General features: G+C 48.3%; 19 protein-coding genes. 3 read left to right on the forward strand and 16 right to left on the reverse strand.

The window, feature by feature from the left end; translation table 11 throughout:
• Window positions 1-268: 268 nt before the first annotated feature.
• Window positions 269-436, forward strand: a complete 168-nt coding sequence (locus HNQ57_RS14965; RefSeq protein WP_184464353.1) for a hypothetical protein — start codon at window positions 269-271, stop codon at window positions 434-436.
• Window positions 437-507: 71 nt separating this feature from the next.
• On the opposite strand, the gene HNQ57_RS14970 is transcribed toward HNQ57_RS14965, so the two are convergent.
• On the reverse strand, window positions 508-885 hold the full coding sequence (locus HNQ57_RS14970) for a carboxymuconolactone decarboxylase family protein (protein WP_184464355.1): 378 nt from the start codon (window positions 883-885) through the stop codon (window positions 508-510).
• A 318-nt stretch (window positions 886-1,203) separates the two neighbouring features.
• Here HNQ57_RS14970 and HNQ57_RS14975 point away from each other — a divergent pair, with 318 nt between their 5' ends.
• Window positions 1,204-1,485, forward strand: a complete 282-nt coding sequence (locus HNQ57_RS14975; protein WP_184464357.1) for a metal-sensing transcriptional repressor — start codon at window positions 1,204-1,206, stop codon at window positions 1,483-1,485.
• Between the two features lie 199 nt (window positions 1,486-1,684).
• On the forward strand, window positions 1,685-2,485 hold the full coding sequence (locus tag HNQ57_RS14980) for an enoyl-CoA hydratase/isomerase family protein (RefSeq protein WP_226968207.1): 801 nt from the start codon (window positions 1,685-1,687) through the stop codon (window positions 2,483-2,485).
• Window positions 2,486-2,565: 80 nt separating this feature from the next.
• On the opposite strand, the gene HNQ57_RS14985 is transcribed toward HNQ57_RS14980, so the two are convergent.
• The 15 genes from HNQ57_RS14985 to HNQ57_RS15055 all read right to left on the reverse strand — a co-directional run bounded on the left by HNQ57_RS14985 (window position 2,566) and on the right by HNQ57_RS15055 (window position 17,439).
• Entirely contained in the window at window positions 2,566-3,414 is an 849-nt protein-coding gene (locus tag HNQ57_RS14985; protein ID WP_184464359.1) for a universal stress protein, read from the reverse strand.
• Window positions 3,414-4,907, reverse strand: a complete 1,494-nt coding sequence (locus HNQ57_RS14990; protein ID WP_184464361.1) for a SulP family inorganic anion transporter — start codon at window positions 4,905-4,907, stop codon at window positions 3,414-3,416. Before HNQ57_RS14990 ends, HNQ57_RS14985 begins: the two co-directional genes overlap by 1 nt.
• Window positions 4,908-5,080: 173 nt before the next feature.
• Window positions 5,081-5,992 carry a hypothetical protein gene (locus HNQ57_RS14995; protein WP_184464363.1) on the reverse strand — a complete coding sequence of 304 codons (912 nt, stop codon included), beginning with the start codon at window positions 5,990-5,992 and terminating at the stop codon, window positions 5,081-5,083.
• A gap of 59 nt (window positions 5,993-6,051) precedes the next feature.
• Complete coding sequence (locus tag HNQ57_RS15000) at window positions 6,052-6,621, reverse strand: acyltransferase (RefSeq protein WP_184464365.1); 570 nt, start codon at window positions 6,619-6,621, stop codon at window positions 6,052-6,054.
• 1 nt (window position 6,622) lies between these two features.
• Entirely contained in the window at window positions 6,623-7,732 is a 1,110-nt protein-coding gene (locus HNQ57_RS15005; protein WP_184464367.1) for a DegT/DnrJ/EryC1/StrS family aminotransferase, read from the reverse strand.
• 114 nt (window positions 7,733-7,846) lie between these two features.
• On the reverse strand, window positions 7,847-8,590 hold the full coding sequence (locus HNQ57_RS15010; RefSeq protein WP_221301747.1) for a class I SAM-dependent methyltransferase: 744 nt from the start codon (window positions 8,588-8,590) through the stop codon (window positions 7,847-7,849).
• A gap of 353 nt (window positions 8,591-8,943) precedes the next feature.
• Entirely contained in the window at window positions 8,944-10,026 is a 1,083-nt protein-coding gene (locus tag HNQ57_RS15015; RefSeq protein ID WP_338114513.1) for a glycosyltransferase family 2 protein, read from the reverse strand.
• 237 nt (window positions 10,027-10,263) lie between these two features.
• Window positions 10,264-10,794 carry an acyltransferase gene (locus tag HNQ57_RS15020; protein ID WP_184464373.1) on the reverse strand — a complete coding sequence of 177 codons (531 nt, stop codon included), beginning with the start codon at window positions 10,792-10,794 and terminating at the stop codon, window positions 10,264-10,266.
• A gap of 13 nt (window positions 10,795-10,807) precedes the next feature.
• Window positions 10,808-11,836, reverse strand: a complete 1,029-nt coding sequence (locus HNQ57_RS15025) for a hypothetical protein (RefSeq protein ID WP_184464376.1) — start codon at window positions 11,834-11,836, stop codon at window positions 10,808-10,810.
• 123 nt (window positions 11,837-11,959) lie between these two features.
• Window positions 11,960-12,769: a glycosyltransferase family 2 protein gene (locus HNQ57_RS15030; RefSeq protein ID WP_184464378.1), complete on the reverse strand. Its 810-nt coding sequence runs from the start codon at window positions 12,767-12,769 to the stop codon at window positions 11,960-11,962.
• 40 nt (window positions 12,770-12,809) lie between these two features.
• Complete coding sequence (gene rfbD / locus HNQ57_RS15035) at window positions 12,810-13,724, reverse strand: dTDP-4-dehydrorhamnose reductase (RefSeq protein ID WP_184464380.1); 915 nt, start codon at window positions 13,722-13,724, stop codon at window positions 12,810-12,812.
• Window positions 13,721-14,260 (reverse strand): dTDP-4-dehydrorhamnose 3,5-epimerase, encoded by a 540-nt coding sequence (gene rfbC, locus HNQ57_RS15040; protein ID WP_184464382.1) that lies wholly within the window; start codon window positions 14,258-14,260, stop codon window positions 13,721-13,723. The genes rfbD and rfbC overlap by 4 nt, the downstream gene beginning before the upstream one ends.
• Window positions 14,257-15,141, reverse strand: coding sequence for a glucose-1-phosphate thymidylyltransferase RfbA (rfbA, locus tag HNQ57_RS15045; protein WP_184464384.1), 885 nt, complete (start codon window positions 15,139-15,141; stop codon window positions 14,257-14,259). The genes rfbC and rfbA overlap by 4 nt, the downstream gene beginning before the upstream one ends.
• Before the next feature lie 357 nt (window positions 15,142-15,498).
• Complete coding sequence (rfbB, locus tag HNQ57_RS15050) at window positions 15,499-16,572, reverse strand: dTDP-glucose 4,6-dehydratase (RefSeq protein ID WP_184464386.1); 1,074 nt, start codon at window positions 16,570-16,572, stop codon at window positions 15,499-15,501.
• A gap of 66 nt (window positions 16,573-16,638) precedes the next feature.
• A complete protein-coding gene (locus HNQ57_RS15055) occupies window positions 16,639-17,439 on the reverse strand; it encodes a glycosyltransferase family 25 protein (RefSeq protein ID WP_184464388.1) in 801 nt (266 codons plus the stop codon).
• Between the last annotated feature and the right edge of the window lie 238 nt (window positions 17,440-17,677).

Genomic DNA, 17,677 nt, shown 5'->3' on the forward strand with positions numbered 1-17,677 from the left:
GCACCCAAAGGTCGGCGAGCTGAGCGATGGCCATCTCGCCCCATAACCGGCACACCTATCGCCGCCTATGTCACCCTTGCGCACTGGGCAAAACGCGCCAACCGCCGCAATATAGTGGCACTAGCGATATTTACGCGGAACTTTATGACCAGTATTGGCGAGCGCTAAATGAGCATCAAGCATAACTATGCAATAACGCGCTTCAAATAACTGACCCGCTAGAATCAGGCCCATCTGAACCTGCCTTACCTTTCAGAAGTAGACTGCAGTGAAAAATCAGCTACAGCAGCAATTGGCGATGATGGATCAGGCGGAGTCCAAGCCGATGCCGATACAGTTTGCTGGCGTATCGGCCAATGCTGAGCTTGTCCTTGATTTGTTTTATTTCCTCGCAACTGGTTATGACATTTATGGTTTAACTGAAACGATCAGTTGAATCATTAGCCATGCAACAAACTGGGCATCCGTACTCGCCGCACGGCGACCCATTACATTCATAAACTGCAATCAAACCCCATAAGCATCAATGACTTCGCGCGCCACGCGCATTGCCGACAGGGCCGCAGGGTAACCACAATAAGCAGCGGCATGCATGACGATCTCACGAATTTCCTCTGGGCTAACGCCATTGTTTAGCGCCCCGCGCACATGACCTTTCAGCTCACCGTGTGCCTGTAGCGCAATAAGCATAGACACCGTTACAATGCTCCGCGTTTTACGATCGATACCTTCGCGAGTCCACACTCCCCCCCAGGCATGCTCCATCGCCGCCTCTTGCAGAGGCATATCAAAATCTGATGCATTGCCTAATGATGCATCAACATGGGCGCTACCCATGACTTCACGACGAATAAGCTCACCGGCATCTCGATCTTCAATACTCATAAAATTTCACCAATAAAAGTTATATCTAAATAGCATCAGCTGCCGATTTCTAGGCAGCAAAAATAACAAAGATCCAATTGCGACCACAAGTATTTACGGTTTTTCGCTGCATTTAAAGGGTTTAGGCTATTCCGCCAACGCTGTGCCAGTCTATTTCGCGCCATTCATAGCAGCGGTAGCGCGAACGCCTGCGGTGACGACGATTGGCAGCAGCGCACCCACAACGCCGAACAAAATCTGGTTTTATACGCTTATCCCTAGCTGTAGCGACCTAGCGGTATATACTGAGCAGAGTATAGGCATCGAAGATTAGGCATTATGGAACAGGAATGGGACAAAAAGCGCAAAGCCCTCATCACTCGTCTGAAAAGGGTAGAAGGACAGCTGCGCGGCATACAGAAAATGATGGAGGAAGAGCAAAGTTGCGAGCGCGTGGCGCAACAACTGTCAGCAGCCCGCAAGGCCCTAGACAAGACGTTCTTTGAAACCATGGCCTGCGCGATGCAACAAGAGCTGTCTAAAAGCGACAACACCAAAGATGACGCACTACTGAACGAGCAGATCGGCCATATTACCTCACTATTAAGTAAATACGGCTAAGGTATAGGACAAGTGCACGCCCATCGGCAGCCCCTTGACGCTCTTCCCAACTGCGCCCTAGGACACACATCAACAAAACCGAATCCCTTGTGGCAATTACGGTTTTACCCCTACACCCAGTAACTGCGGTAAAGTATCATCATCTACACTTTAAACTAACTAGCAGCCAGCCATCTCCACCTCATATTAAGGACATCAAATGACCGCCAAGCTTATGGGTCAATCCATTCATTACCACGTGGATGAACACGGTGTAGCAACCATCACCTTGAATCGTCCAGACATCCACAATGCTTTTGACGACACTGTAATTGCAGCATTGACCGATGCATTCACGCAGGCCGCTAACGACTCTGCAGTGCGCGTTGTGATCTTGGCGTCGAACGGCAAGAGTTTTTGTGCTGGAGGCGATCTAAACTGGATGCGCCGTATGGCTGGCTATAATTACGAGGAAAATCTGCGAGATTCAAATGCACTTGCAAACATGTTGCGCACCCTAAATTTTTTACCAAAGCCGACAATTGCCAGAGTACAAGGTGCCGCCTACGGTGGCGGCGTGGGCTTAGTCGCCTGCTGTGATATTGCGGTAGCATCAACCGAGTCAGCATTTTGTCTTAGCGAGGTTAAAGTTGGCCTGATCCCCGCTACTATTGGCCCTTATGTCGTTCGAGCAATCGGGCCGCGCGCCGCGCGCCGCTATTTCACCACGGCAGAGCTAATTAGCGCGAAGAGCGCACATGAGCTAGGCTTAGTTTCTGAATTAGTAGAGAGAGAAGAGCTCGATGCCCGTATAGCGAATCTCGTGAAAAATCTACTTCGCAATGGCCCAAACGCGATGGCCGAAGCCAAACGCCTAGTACTGGATATCGCGGACCGTGAAATCGACGCCGCGATGATTGCCGACACCAGCGAGCGCATCGCTCAAACTCGTGGCTCCGACGAAGGTAGAGAAGGCCTTTCTGCATTTTTAGAAAAGCGCAGACCCAACTGGATTCAATAGCCGAGAAAATTGAATGTCAGGATGAGGAGCATGGCCTACGAAGCATTGTCTCACTCATCGGACGGAGAACTCGCTTTTATCTAGCGCAACAACAGTAATGGCTGACGATTTTTTTGCAGCATCTTCGCCGTAAAGCTACCTAGCAACATATTACGCAGAGGATGGTGGCTGTAAGCCCCCATCACCGTCATATCAATATCGTTATCAATTTGATACTGGCATAGAACTTCGTCGCCACGCCCCTGCAAACACACTGTAGTATGTTGAATATTTGCCTTTGTCAGCAAGCTCGACGCCTCCAACAGCAAATCTTCGCCAAGCCGCTCTTCACCGACATAAACCAGATCACAGGGAATATCTTTAAATATAGCGCTGTTGATCATCATATCGAGGGCCTTTCGGGCTGCGTCCTGTCCATCATAGGCCAGCATCACTCGTTTAGGTGCAGTAAACGCTTTATTCACAACCAGTACCGGCTTGTGTAAAGCGCGAATAACCGTTTCCAAATGAGCGCCTAGCTGACCCTCGCGATGCTCGTCACCACGCACCCCCATGACGAGCACCCGTATATCTTCTTCGTGCTCAACCAAGGTCTCCTGAAGGCTGCCGTTCCGCTGCCAAGCCTCAATATCGCTTACGCCTTCAGCCTCAACACGCTGACGTGCCGCATCGAGCATCAATTTACCTTTTTCCATCAAGAGCCGGTTGCGGTGCTGCTCAACCTTGATCAACTCTTCTAGCAATTCCTCCTGACTTCCTAGGCCGATACTACCGCTTAAATCAGCAAGCGGCGCTTGAGGACGATGCTCCAGGTTGTGTAGTAGCTTTACTGGCGCGGCAATTTTACCTGCCAACCACGCGCTGTAGTCACAAACTGCGGCTGTTAGGCTTGCGCCGTCAATACAGCCTAATATGTAATTATTATTCATTAATGCGCTCCGAGAACCTTTTCAATTTCTTCCGGCTTATCATGGACACCAAAACGGTCGACGATGGTTTCGCTGGCTTCATTCAAACCAATTAACTCGACTTCTGCGCCTTCACGGCGAAACTTCAGCACCACTTTATCCAGCGCCCCGACCGCGGATACGTCCCAGAAATGAGCACGACTCAAATCAATAACCACTTTTTCATTGGCTTCTTTAAAATCGAAAAATGCGACGAACTTATCGGCTGAATTAAAGAAAACTTGGCCAATTACTCGATAATAGCGTGCGGCAGTTTTTTCATCTATTTGACTGTCCACATACATAAAATGGCTAACTTTATTAGCAAAGAACAACGCGGCTAACAAGACCCCAACGAATACCCCAAAGGCCAAATTATGGGTCCACACTACCACGGCAACCGTGGCAATCATCACCACATTGCTGGACAGCGGATTAGATTTCAAATTACGCACCGAGCCCCAATTAAACGTGCCTATCGACACCATAATCATGACCGCGACGAGGGCTGCCATAGGAATAATAGAGACCAGATCGCTCAAAAACACCACCATAGTCAGCAACATCACCCCAGCAACCATAGTAGATAGGCGGCCACGACCACCCGATTTTACATTGATGACAGACTGACCAATCATGGCGCAACCCGCCATGCCGCCCAACAAACCGGAAAAGATATTAGCGACGCCCTGCCCCTTGCACTCACGGTTCTTGTCACTGCCGGTATCGGTTAAGTCGTCGACAATCGTCGCGGTCATTAGCGACTCCAACAAGCCCACCACTGCCAGTGCCGCAGAATAAGGGAATATAATCGCCAGAGTTTCCATCGTCATCGGCAAATCTGGCCAGAGGAAGATAGGCAGGGTATCGGGCAGTTCACCCATGTCACCCACGGTGCGAATATCCAGCCCAACGAATAGACTAAAGGCCGTCAAACTCAGAATGCACACTAGTGGTGAAGGGATTACCTTGCCGATCACTGGCAGCAGCGGGAATAAATAGATCACCCCAAGCCCGGCCGCGGTCATGGCGTACACATGCCAAGTCACATTAGTCAGTTCTGGCAACTGCGCCATAAAAATCAATATCGCCAAGGCATTCACAAAGCCGGTAACCACCGAGCGCGACACAAAGCTCATCAGCTGGCCGAGCTTTAAATAGCCAGCCACAATCTGTAGTGCACCGGTTAATAGTGTTGCCGCCAATAAGTATTGCAAACCGTGATCTTTAACCAAGGTCACCATCAGCAAAGCCATGGCGCCAGTCGCCGCCGAGATCATGCCGGGGCGCCCACCAACGATGGCGGTAACCACCGCGATACAAAACGAAGCGTAAAGACCTACTTTTGGATCAACGCCCGCGATAATGGAAAAGGCTATCGCCTCAGGGATCAGCGCTAGCGCTACAACAAGGCCGGCGAGAACATCACCCCGGACATTGCCCAGCCAGTCTTCTTTCTTCGATAACAACAACATAAAAATTCCGATATAGACGATTAACGGCAAACCCGTAAGGGCAAAAGCTCGGCATTATAACACCGTATGTCGTCGAGACTCCGGTCGCTGTGAGTATTGCCAAGGACCGCTAGAACAGAGGCGTTTATACGCTTCGATAGCTAGGCAGCAATTCATTTGCTGCCCGATCAGCGCTAGAACCTACCCCCAAACCGGTCCTGTGTAATCTCAACAAAGCGCTTAACCGACTCAAGAGACTCGTTTTCAAGCGAATTAAGATGGCCAAGCACGAGCTTCTGGGTAGCACGTGCATGGGCTATATCATCTTCACCGTAGGCAACCCCAAACTGTAGCCCAGGATTCTTAGCCACCCAATCTTGTCGCGACGCGTAGTGTTTTGGCAATACAACACTCGTGCAGCCGCAGATGGCAGCGTAGCAAGAGTACATACTCGCATCGTCGAAAGAATAAAAGACCTCACAGCGATTAAAAATTGTAGCTACCTCTGAATGAGACAAGCCGTCAATCTTCGTAGCCCCAGCAAGACTAGAACCTATTTCGATATCACCGCCTTTGCGAACAAGATAACAAGCCCCTTTTCGCTCCGCTAGACCTTGATTCCGATAGACTTCGTTTACCGAAAAAACAAAAAGTCGATCGGCATTGCCGCCCGTTACAGTTGGATCATCCGCGAAATCAGCAAATTTAAAAAACAGATCGCCATCATTGTAGTCGACAATACCGGTATGAAAGCCTGGCCGGTGCAAGAGCCAGCGCACCACGTTGCGACTCCCCAAAGGGTTCCCCGCGACCACTTCTGGATACACCACAATATCTCTCGCCCCCACCCCCCAAAGCTTCGCTAGCGGTGTATTGAGCTGGGGATGACAATAAAATGGCACGCCATGGATTGCGTCCTTTAGGTTCAGGCGGAATTGCTTCAAACGGCTATATGCTTTCTTACGCTGCACCCACTTATCTGGCCAAATGACTGCTGTCGCGCCAAGCTGATTCAACTCATGACATAGCTTATGCAGCGCAATACGTCCGCCAGAGGTGTCATCGTAATCCGGAGTTACAATAATATATTTGGGCTTAGCGCGCATTCACTCCACCCGATGTAGCTTAGGACACATATAAAAAAAACACATCAACGCCCTGTCACTCATATCTGCAAAGACGCCATCAATGCTTGCTCCTTTTCTAGACACTGCCGTGATCGCGTACCAATCTTTCGCGCTGGCACCCCAAAGTACGAGCAAAACGCACTCATGTTTTTCGTCACCAAACTAAGCGCACCCGCAACGGCACCATCTTCGACAACCACCCCTGGCAATACCACTGAACCCGCACCAAAAATAACATGACGACCAATGACGACATCGGCATGATACACATTCGTATATTCAGGAGGGACCTGAGGCCCAGCTAAATACGCACCACTGTAGTCATCATTACTACTATAAATACTCACTCTCGACGATGTACCACCAAAGTCACCAAAGGATATCTTCCCCGCACCCATCATTGAGGTAAAAACGGCGAAGTGACAATAATTACCGATTTCAATCCCCCCGTCACCTGCAGATAGAACGCAGAAATCATCGATTCTGACGTTATTGCCAATTGAGATTTTTCCGCAATTATAATAAGAGGCTTTATCAGACAAGGCGACGTTTTCGCCAACACGCGCAAAGCCCATTTCGTTTATCTGCTCTTTCGACAAAATTCCCATTTCAAACGTTCCTTATTACATCGACAACACGCAGAACATCAGTGTTCTCCAGCGCCGGGTAAATTGGCAGACACAAAATTTTTCTGGACACCGCACTTGCCACCGGCAGGTTATTTGTGGAGGCCGACGGCAAGCTTCGGTACATCGGAAACTCGCTAATAAGCGGATAAAAATAGCGGCGAGTATAAATATTATCGCTTAGCATCAATTCGTAAAGCTCATCTCTAGAGATGCCGAAATCACTTTCAACCAAAATGGGAAAATACGCGTAATTATCCACTACTTGGCGCTCCCTGTCAGGTATGACAATACCACTGACACCCGCCAGGCACCGCCGATAATAGGCATCAATATCTTTTCGACGCGTAACAATCTGATCAAAATATTTTAATTGCAGCAAACCCATAGCGGCGTTCACCTCACTCAACTTACCGTTGATTCCGGGGGCAACCACGGAGACCTCATTCTGAAAACCGAAATTCTTTATGTAGTCTAGGCGCTGCTTAGATTTGGCATCTGGGCAAATAACGGCACCACCCTCAAAAGTAGTAAATACCTTTGTGGCATGAAAACTGAGCACACTGAGGTCACCATGATTCAAGATACTGCCCGCGTGATCCTCAACACCAAAAGCGTGTGCGGCGTCATATATAACTTTTAAATTATATAAATCTGCTATTGCCTTAATGGCCCTCGTATCACATGGATTCCCATAGCAATGCACCGGCATGATAGCTGTTGTTTGTGGCGTTATGGCCGCTTCTATTTTTTGAGGATCAAGATTCAAGCTAACGGGGTCGATATCAACAAATACCGGCTTTGCGCCCTTCCACAGCAGCGAGTGACTGGTCGCCACAAATGAGTAGGGCGTGGTAATGACCTCCCCGGTCACACGCAATTCTTGCAACGCCGCAAGTAGCGCTATCGTGCCATTATTAAATAAAGATATATGCTCTACGCCCAAATACTCACACAAGGCGCGTTCAAAGCGCTGATGCATTTGCCCGCCATTTGTGAGTATTTTACTATCCCATATTTCTTCCAAATACGGGACGTACTCATCTAATGGCGGCAAAAATGGTTGTGTAACAAAAATTGGCTTATCGGTCATTTAGTTAACCTACATCAACACTTTACTTAATTTTGATTGTTACAGTTAGGCGATAGCGAACAATAAAGTGCTACGCTCAACAACATAATTTTTTCTCAACCAAAATTCGGAAACTTAAAAACCCTTCCAAAAATCAACGAAGCCATTTTTACAAAATAGCCACTGGTGCTGTAGTTCTTGATTTATATCTGCGACACGCAGCTCAACATCACTCACATCACCCCTAAGTAAAACCCAGCATTTACTCTGAGGGCAGTATATAGAAGATTTAAACCCCCACTGAGCCATCAATATTTCCATACTTTTATTAGTATGGAATGCCGTATGAACTGGAGGCCGCAGATAAAACCAATCGGGGTCATTTGGGACACTCTCACACACAAGCGTGTGAATAACCATGCACCCGTCGCTAGCAACTAGTTCATGGACCCGATCCAAATCATCTCGACTTCGCACATGTTCAAACATGACCGAGTTAATCACTGTTTTATACGTCCCTAACTCTTCTTGCTGCAAATAAGGAAGGTGACCGCCTTGATTTACATAAGGATCATATTTCGGCAACTTCAAGCCAAAATACTTATCTAATAAAAAACTTAAACTGCCATACCCAGCGGCATAATCCAACACACTTCCAGCATCAACTATGTCATTTTCAACCAACACAGCTAACATCGCTGCTTGCTCGAGATAAGGAGGCTGATTAATCTCGGATTCAAAACCTGACTTCTCATGAAAGTGATGGAACTGGTAATTTAGCTCACCCCAAACCTCACCTGACATTTCGACATGAGTTCGAGAAATAACAAAACCGCAATCACCACACCGCCAATAATGCACATCACCAACATCAGCCATTAGCCTAGCTATATACGGATCCGTATACCGCTTAGAAAAAAAGTAGCTGACATTTGAGTCGCAAATAATACACTTCATGTGGTTGCCGAAACTCCCTAACCAATACATTGACGAACCGAGCTGACACCAGAATGCAGCAACAGCATAGGAATACAAATCAAGTCATTCCCACCACCTCTAAACAAAGCAGAGAATCAGACCTTAAAAAAATATGACCACACCACCGCAAAAAATAGACTCATATCGCTACTGTGACACGGGAATAATGCAAATAATAGAGCTCTTACTCGCCCTAGAATATTGAATATTTCAGATTACAAATAAATATTATTAAATACCTTTATCAAACCTTACTACCAAAATGCCAAAAATATAAAGTACCACTTGCCGCGACAAATCCTACGACGGTATTTGTCTTTCTGCAGAAACAAGGCCAGAAAAGTATCCCCATGTTTTTTAAGAAAACAGCGCAGTTTAAAATTATAAAAAACTCTATCGTAACGCGAATAACAGGCGTAAAACTCTTCGAGCAATTCCCGCTCTCGCCCGACAAGGATGTCTGCCGCCAGCACGGTGCGGATAAACTCGCAGACCCGCTCCACATCTCGCAAGGTTTTTAGATATTTAGCCTCAGTTCGCTTGGCCTTCGTTTTCCAGACTGCATTATTTTCATGCTGCCGATAGAAAGACAAAACCTTATTACTGGCCTTGAGCTTACCTCTTGATGCAGCAACTATCGCCAGCCATTGGTCATGAAAGGGCATTCCACTCATTGCAGGCATCGCCAAGCTCAGCAACTCTTGTTTTATTAAACTTGCATGACCGGTAACGCAATTATTTAGCATTAATGCCAAGGGACAACGACCTTCCAAGCGATTAACCTTTGGAAAGTTTATATCCAAAAGATTTCCTTCAAAATCGACCGGACTTACCTCGGAATAAATCAGCCAGTTCTCGCCAATTTCATTATATAAAGTTTCAATTTTTTCGGGGAACCAGATATCGTCTTGATCCGCCAAGGCAATAAACTCGCCATTGCATTCCCCCATTGCCTTTTCAAAGTTCCGCACAAAACCAATATTCTCGCTATTACGGATCACACGGATCCGCTCGTCGCGCGCAGCATAATCATCAAGTAACAATAATGTACCGTCAGTTGATAAGTCATCGACAATCACCAGCTCAATATTCTTATACGTCTGGTTTAAAATGGAATCCAATTGCTCCGCCACAAAGCGCTCGCCATTAAACGTGCACATCGCTACAGATATCTTAGGGGGGGCGCTTAACACGCTTGTAGCCCACAACGATCTACGGTGGACCCCAACGCACACATTTTTGCACGCGCCAAAAATTTCACTCGCAATATTCGCGTCACATTCATTTAAACTTCCGAATCCAAATAGCCATAAAACACTACTGCCTCTGTATACCACCAGGCCTAAATTAAATCGAAAAAAGAGATCTCATGACGGGCTTAGTCATTTGGTATGTGGCGACTCAAGTCCAAACGTGACACCCCGTTTGCAGATTCGGAGCTATGACGCACAATATGCACATGACATCAAGGCTGCCCCACTATTGCCTAAGTACAAACACCGGCCACTATTTATAATTCAGCGCAAAGCACCATACTTAAATTAGAAGGAGCATTATACACTCATAGCAAACAACTAGAGCCTTTTTACAACCTTAGCCGGAGAGCCTGCCACTACACAATTACTTGGCACATCTGAATTAACGAATGCATTAGCACCAATCACTGAATTCTCTCCTATCGTCACGTTTGTTGCTATGACTGCGCCCGCTCCGACCCACACATCGTTCCCAATACTAATATCCCCTTTGACCAACGGTCTGTGCAAAGCACCGGGCACACCGTACTCGTGAGTACTGGAAAATATTTTAACATGAGGGCCCATTAGCACTCGATCGCCAATGCGAACCGTTCCAAAAGCCTCAATGAAGGACCCAACCCCAACCACAGAGTTTTCGCCGAGGGAAAATCCGCCGCCAACCTGAATATCAACCAAACGCCGTAATTCAGAGCGAGCGCCTAGCTCAAAAAAACCAGCACCCTTACCGATAAATATTCGAGTTTTCTCTTGTATACGCGCGCTACTACTAAGCCCAATAATAGGGGTACTCTTTTTTTTCAAACGAGACCCAAGCAAATAGCGCCGAAACCAAAAATCAAATCTCATTAGACACCCATTATTATTCAAACATACCCATTAAATATGATTTACTGACATAGCGAGTATTCATTAGCTTTCTAACCGCTAACTGCTTATTTCTCAGCATATAATCGAAAAATTTTGCCGACGAATGAACGTCGTACACAATATCATCAAGTTGGCTAGGCAATTGGTCGTATTCAAGGTCGAAGTATGCCCCACTCCCTGTAGCAACTCCCTTACCCACACCGGCCACGGGCAAACCAAGTAACGCGTACTGCAGAAGCATTGTTGAGTTAATCCCAATTACCCCCCCGTAATGATCAAAATTAGTGTACGGATCAACGTCTGAACTCTGATACGTTACATTATCATGAGCTGGCAAACTCGAATAGCTTGCCCGCGGATGCGGACGTGCAATAAAACTCACTTGCGGGTATTGCTCCGCAAATTTAGATATAAAAAGTGCCATGCTCTTCACTGGTGAGGAAAGCACAATATTGGTATCGCCTTCATCTTGCAAAGGTAAAAATATAGGCTTTGTCGAATCAAATTTTTTCACATCATAAAAACTTGGCAACTTCAAGCATCGAAAATAGCCAATAGACGCTCCCAGCACTTTTCTTCTAGCTCGCGCAAAACTTGCTGCGTTAAAATGGTGATTTTGAAGCCCTTCTTTTAAAAACTGGGCATTAGCATTAGTACCGAATTCACTAAAATAACAGGTACCAGCCTGAGGAAACCAGCCAGCCTCTGCATATATTAATTTTATATTTTCAGGACAACTTCGTCTTAGTTTGTCGTCAGCATCGGTACGCCCACCCCAAACAACAACACACTGAATGCTGTTCTCCACCAGAACTTCCGAAAAAATGTCTTCGCCTTCGAAGTAGTATTTATATTTAGAAGTAACAAATCTTGATTTGACTGAATTCTTATTACAGTAAAATAAAATCTCATGACCAAGATTAGTAAGCGAATTCGCCAACGCAAAAAAAACACTGTGCTTAGCTGCCCATCGTTCTGGCCGATCTTCCTGATAAACTCCTAAAGTAAATAGGACTTTCATTACACCTTCTCCCGACCAAATTAGGGCAAGCTCGCGCGCAGACCCACTACCTTAAAAGGCACTTAAACGACTACGACTACAAAAGCCAGATTTTCTAATCACCCACACCTTCTATACAATTTTTTATTTACTGCGGTTCTTTTCCAACAACACTGATGCCACACCTTTAAGTTTGGCGCGAGCACGCAAATAGCGACTTCGCCCAAAGGTCAGTAGCGCAATAAATTTTCGACGACGGTTATCGCCAATATATTTTTCAACCACACTTGAAGGCAAGTTATGCTTTCTCGCATACAACACAAATGACCGACCTTTATGGAAGTGAATAAACTCATTCACGGTGGTTGTGCGCTCTGTGGATCCCGCTCCGACATGAGGAATACTAACATTGCGGCAATGTACAACTTTCAACCCTGCATTATTAGCGCACTTGCAAATATCGACATCTTCTTCGTACAAGAAGAAACGCTCATCAAAATAGCCAATAGGGTCCATTTTTTCTTTATCAAAAAGAAGTACTGCACCAACCAACCAGTCCACCGCCTCCACATTATTATCCGCAACCGCCTCCAATGCTGGACCGGCAATCGCTGCGTCTTGGGATTTCAGTTCCGCCAACAGCTGCTGTACCGCTGACTCTGACAACGCGGTATCTGGGTTTAATATTAAGACGTAGCGGGTTTGACTAGCTGCAATCCCAATATTACATGCGCCACCAAAGCCAATGTTTTTCGGGTTCTTAATTAGTTCTACATCTCGGGCATAGCCCCTTAGCAAAGTGTCGGTTTCGTCAGTGCTAGCGTTATCAACAATAAGCCACCGCGGCAGAGGGGAATCGGCCGAATCACGCAGCGAATCAATATGCGCGGCCAAAACACTGGCGCTATTATAGGTCACGGTTACCAGTGTCAATTCTTTCGCGAGATCCTGCATCTTTTACCCTATTCCTTATCTACTCAGTTTTAAAACCAAATTACCCTGCAATATCCCGCACAATTTCGCCCACAGAAATTCGCCATTCACTCGCCCTCACAGCATAGTCCACACCGATCTTAGCGGCACTCAACACCGAGTGCGCAGGCCGCTTCGCTGGCGTTGGGTAATCTTGCGTTGCAATGGCATTCACCACCGGTATGTTTGCTAACGCACCCTGCTGATGAGCTTCCTCAAATATCGCCATGGCAAAGCCGTGCCAGCTCACCGCCTCGTCGCCGGCATAGTGATAAATACCGTAGCGCGCTTCTGGCAGACGTTGCTCTTCACTCTCGTGCAATTGCTGAGCAACACTGATTAATGCCTGCGCGATATCCCCAGCAAAGGTCGGGCAACCGATTTGGTCGGCGACCACGCCGAGCGTGTCCCGCTCCTTTGCCAGCCGCAGCATAGTCTTCAAGAAGTTATTGCCATATTCACTAAACACCCACGCGGTGCGCATAATAATGTATTTTGTCGCATGGCGCTGTATGGCCAACTCGCCGTCGAGTTTGGTTTGGCCGTAGACCCCAGTGGGGCCAGTTTCATCCGTTTCGATGTACGGTGTTTGCTTATTACCGTCAAAAACGTAGTCAGTAGAAACATGTAATAAGGGGATATCAAAACGCGCGCTGAGTTTAGCCAGTACAGTGGGGCCATCAACATTCACACGTATGGCTAATTCTGGCTCGAATTCAGCTTTATCTACCGCCGTGTACGCGGCGGCATTGATAATGGCGGTAACGCCCTTATCCGCGATGATCTTTTCCAGCACCACGGTGTCGTTAATATCGGCGTCTTGACGACTCAGCAGGGTGTGGGCAATGTTCTGCGCCTTGAGCTGGTCCGCCAAGCATTGGCCTAGCTGGCCATTGGCGCCAGTCACCAGCAGGTGCATTGCGGCCTGCGCACTCATTGCTGAAACAGCTCGGCAAAGGTGGGGGCCTTGCTGTCTTTATCCGACAGCGTAGGATTTTCTAGCGGCCAGGTAATCGCCATCGCCGGGTCATTCCAAATCAGGCTGCCTTCGTCACTGGGGTCATAGTAGTCGGTGCATTTGTATTCAAAGTCAGCGGTATCGCTGAGCACCACAAACCCGTGGGCAAAACCCGGCGGCACCCAGAACTGGCGCTTGTTTTCTTCCGAGAGGATTACGCCTTCCCACTGGCCGAAGCTCGGTGAGTCGGGGCGAATATCCACCGCCACGTCATACACTTCACCGCTGACCACCCGCACCAATTTACCCTGCGGCTTGGTCTTTTGAAAGTGTAGGCCACGCAAGACGCCTTTGGCCGAACGAGAGTGATTGTCTTGCACAAAGGGCTGGCTGATACCCGCCATGTCGCGGTAGCGATCTGCCTGAAAGGTCTCTAAGAAAAAGCCCCGATGATCACCAAACACTTTGGGCTCGATAATCACGCAATCTTTGAGTTGGGTTGGAATGACGTTCATTTATACCCCGCTGCAACGCGCAACAAATACTCGCCATAGCCGGTCTTTTTAAGGGCCTCACCTTGCCGCAACAATTCCTCGGTATTGATCCAGCCCTGTCGGTAGGCAATTTCTTCTAGGCAGGCGACTTTGAGACCTTGGCGATGCTCAACGGTCTGCACAAACTGACCCGCATCGATTAAGGAATCGTGGGTGCCGGTATCCAACCAGGCAAAGCCGCGGCCCAGCACTTCCACATTTAAGTCGCCGCGATTGAGGTAGGCGAGGTTCACATCGGTAATTTCTAATTCGCCGCGGTGAGACGGTTTAATATTACGCGCAATCTCAACCACGTCGTTGTCGTAAAAATACAGGCCCGTTACCGCATAGGGCGACTTCGGCTTGGCGGGCTTTTCTTCAATGCTAATGGCTTTGCCTTCAGCATTAAACTCGACCACCCCAAAGCGTTCGGGGTCGGTGACGTGATAACCGAACACCGTGGCGCCGGTGTCTTGGGCCATGGCGCTTTTCAGATTATCGGAGAAATGCTGACCGTAAAAGATATTGTCCCCCAAGACCAAGCTGACATTGTCATTGCCAATGAAATCAGCGCCTATGGTGAAGGCCTGGGCCAAGCCGTCGGGACTGGGCTGCTCGGCATAAGAGATATTCGTACCAAACTGGCTGCCATCGCCCAAAAGGCGCTGAAAGCCCGGTAAATCGGTGGGCGTAGAGATAACTAAAATATCTTTGATACCCGACAGCATCAGCACTGACAGTGGGTAATAGATCATTGGTTTATCGTAAATTGGCAGTAACTGCTTGGAGCATCCCATCGTAATGGGGTGCAAGCGTGTGCCCGAGCCACCGGCGAGGATAATGCCTTTGTATTTCTTGGTCATGGTGCGTCCTTTACCGGCCTGATGTCACAAACATCAGGCCCAATATGAATTTAGTTTCGCCGAAGCACTGCACTGGAGACTCAACGCTCTCACTGCGCTCAATGGATACCTGCCTCCGCAGGTATGACAACAAATTAAGTCACTCCTGCGCAGGCAGGAGTCTATACCTTGGCCTTGCACCTCGCATTTACCACCCAACGGCATTCGCTGCGCTCACGTGGATACTTACCTGCGCAGGTATGACGGCGAAGGGCGTTTTGTCGGCGTCATACTTACACAGACATAACAACGGGTTCAGCTCGGCCCTCGCTTCTGCGTCTCCCCTCTCCCGTCAAGCGTCCAGCTGTTTTCAAGCGCTTAGCCCGCCTCGCCAATCCGGTCCAACTTATAATCCCCCGACAATACTCGCTGCCACCACTGGGGCTTGTCTAAGTACCATTGCACGGTTTTGCGGATACCCGATTCAAAGGTCTCTTCTGGCGTCCAGCCCAAGTCGCGCTGAATCTTGCTGGCATCAATCGCGTAGCGGGCATCGTGACCGGGCCGGTCTTTAACAAAGGTGATTAAGTCTTTAAAGCCTTTGCCGCTGGCGCGGGAATTGGCATTCTCGGGAGCGAGTTCTTCAAGCAGTTCGCAGATGGTTTCCACCACCTCAATATTGCGCTTTTCGTTATGGCCACCAATATTGTAGGTCTCGCCAAGCTTACCTTCGCGAACCACTTTAAACAGGGCGCGGGCGTGGTCTTCGACATACAGCCAGTCGCGGATTTGGCTGCCATCGCCATAGACTGGCAACGGTTTGCCGTGCAGGGCGTTAAGAATAATATGGGGCACCAGTTTCTCGGGAAAATGGTAGGGGCCGTAATTATTGGAGCAATTAGTCACGATGATCGGCAGACCAAAGGTGCGCCCCCAGGCTCTTACCAAATGGTCGGAGCTGGCCTTACTGGCCGAGTAGGGCGAGCTGGGCTCGTAAGACGTGGTTTCCGTAAACAAGTCGGTGGTGCCGTGAAGGTCACCATAGACCTCATCGGTGGAGATATGATGAAAACGGAACGCGGCCTTTTTGTCGCCCTCTAGTCCTTGCCAGTAGGCGCGGGCCGCTTCCAACATGGTGTAAGTGCCCACCACATTGGTTTGAATAAAGGCGCCGGGGCCGTCGATGGAGCGGTCGACATGACTTTCAGCGGCCAGGTGCATCACAACATCGGGTTGGTGCTTGGCAAAAACGGCACTCATGGCTGCTGCGTCGCAAATATCAACTTGGGCAAAGGCGTAACGGCCAGAATCTTCCGCGCCGGGCAGTGACTCTAGATTACCCGCATAAGTAAGCACATCCACATTAACGACGGCGGCATCGGTGTCGGACAAAATATGGCGAACTACGGCGCTGCCGATAAAACCGGCACCGCCGGTGACTAAACATTTCATATTAGAAAAACCCAAAGAGTATCGTACTCAGAAGACGATTTAGTGTTTTAAAACGCCTCTTGATAATTAACGCGCGCGCTCTGTTCTACCCACCTCATGCTCCGGCATTGCGGCATTACGAAAGTCTCGCCAATGACGAAATCGATAGGCATGTCGGCGTAGGCTGAACCACAGTTTCACTGGGTGGAACACCACACGATGCCATAACAGGGGTTTATCGGCTGCCGTATTTGAGGACTTAGCCACGCTGGTTTCGTGAACCAGCTCATAGGCAACATGCGGTTCAACAGCAAAGACCTTTAGATCAAACAGGAAAAAGTGATCAAATACTTTATCAACGGGCTCGTATATGTTTTGAGCATAATCAATAAACTTTCTCATGCCTACGCGGTTCAGCACATAGGCCTGTGTTCCCAGTCCACCGCGCTCTGGGCGAACCAAACGGTGCTCACCAACAAGAGATTCAAGCACGGTTCGTTTACGAATTCGCAGCGACATCAACCGGACCATGTCCAGGCCCTTATCAAGTACCGAGCGATACACGTCGCCAAAGCGATTTTCAATAACAACATCATCTTCGATGACACAGACATACTCATAACCGTCGCGATAGGCCGCTTTTATCGCCCGCAAATGCGACAAATAACACCCTAACTCACTCGCCGTTAAGCGCTTACCATGACGCACCATCGCCAAATTGCCACGAATTTGCTCGCCACCTTCTAACGCAGGCATACCCACTCGGCCGTCTATCGCTGGAAAAATCTCGGCATCAAGCCCCTGACGCAGCAAGTCGGCAAGCAGCTTTTGAGCATTTTCAGACTCGGAATTAAGACTTATCACCCAGCATATGCATTTTTTTTGCATGAAACCCTCTTTAATCGCCTTTCATCAGATCCCAAGCTAGGCACAATCTACCCTCGGCAAGCGGTTAATCTGTCAACTAAGTAAAAAACTGACGAGGCAGCAACGCCTTGTATGATTTCAAGCGGCCGTTTATATTCACCCAGTGCTTAGTTGGCCGTCGTCTCGGCTTCAATTTTGCCGCTATTGTAACATTTAAAATTGAATAGGACGCAGCAAGCCCAGCAAACTGAACACCATG

Source organism: Zhongshania antarctica, assembly GCF_014202945.1.
Classification (GTDB): domain Bacteria; phylum Pseudomonadota; class Gammaproteobacteria; order Pseudomonadales; family Spongiibacteraceae; genus Spongiibacter; species Spongiibacter antarcticus.

Bases quoted from the DNA above. Each gene is read 5' to 3' on its own strand.
- HNQ57_RS14970 (WP_184464355.1), bottom strand. From the start codon at position 885: ATGAGTATTGAAGATCGAGATGCCGGTGAGCTTATTCGTCGTGAAGTC.
- HNQ57_RS14975 (WP_184464357.1), top strand. From the start codon at position 1,204: ATGGAACAGGAATGGGACAAAAAGCGCAAAGCCCTCATCACTCGTCTG.
- HNQ57_RS14980 (WP_226968207.1), top strand. From the start codon at position 1,685: ATGACCGCCAAGCTTATGGGTCAATCCATTCATTACCACGTGGATGAA.
- HNQ57_RS14985 (WP_184464359.1), bottom strand. From the start codon at position 3,414: ATGAATAATAATTACATATTAGGCTGTATTGACGGCGCAAGCCTAACA.
- HNQ57_RS14990 (WP_184464361.1), bottom strand. From the start codon at position 4,907: ATGTTGTTGTTATCGAAGAAAGAAGACTGGCTGGGCAATGTCCGGGGT.
- HNQ57_RS14995 (WP_184464363.1), bottom strand. From the start codon at position 5,992: ATGCGCGCTAAGCCCAAATATATTATTGTAACTCCGGATTACGATGAC.
- HNQ57_RS15000 (WP_184464365.1), bottom strand. From the start codon at position 6,621: ATGGGAATTTTGTCGAAAGAGCAGATAAACGAAATGGGCTTTGCGCGT.
- HNQ57_RS15005 (WP_184464367.1), bottom strand. From the start codon at position 7,732: ATGACCGATAAGCCAATTTTTGTTACACAACCATTTTTGCCGCCATTA.
- HNQ57_RS15010 (WP_221301747.1), bottom strand. From the start codon at position 8,590: ATGGCTGATGTTGGTGATGTGCATTATTGGCGGTGTGGTGATTGCGGT.
- HNQ57_RS15020 (WP_184464373.1), bottom strand. From the start codon at position 10,794: ATGAGATTTGATTTTTGGTTTCGGCGCTATTTGCTTGGGTCTCGTTTG.
- HNQ57_RS15025 (WP_184464376.1), bottom strand. From the start codon at position 11,836: ATGAAAGTCCTATTTACTTTAGGAGTTTATCAGGAAGATCGGCCAGAA.
- HNQ57_RS15030 (WP_184464378.1), bottom strand. From the start codon at position 12,769: ATGCAGGATCTCGCGAAAGAATTGACACTGGTAACCGTGACCTATAAT.
- rfbD (WP_184464380.1), bottom strand. From the start codon at position 13,724: ATGAGTGCGCAGGCCGCAATGCACCTGCTGGTGACTGGCGCCAATGGC.
- rfbC (WP_184464382.1), bottom strand. From the start codon at position 14,260: ATGAACGTCATTCCAACCCAACTCAAAGATTGCGTGATTATCGAGCCC.
- rfbA (WP_184464384.1), bottom strand. From the start codon at position 15,141: ATGACCAAGAAATACAAAGGCATTATCCTCGCCGGTGGCTCGGGCACA.
- rfbB (WP_184464386.1), bottom strand. From the start codon at position 16,572: ATGAAATGTTTAGTCACCGGCGGTGCCGGTTTTATCGGCAGCGCCGTA.
- HNQ57_RS15055 (WP_184464388.1), bottom strand. From the start codon at position 17,439: ATGCAAAAAAAATGCATATGCTGGGTGATAAGTCTTAATTCCGAGTCT.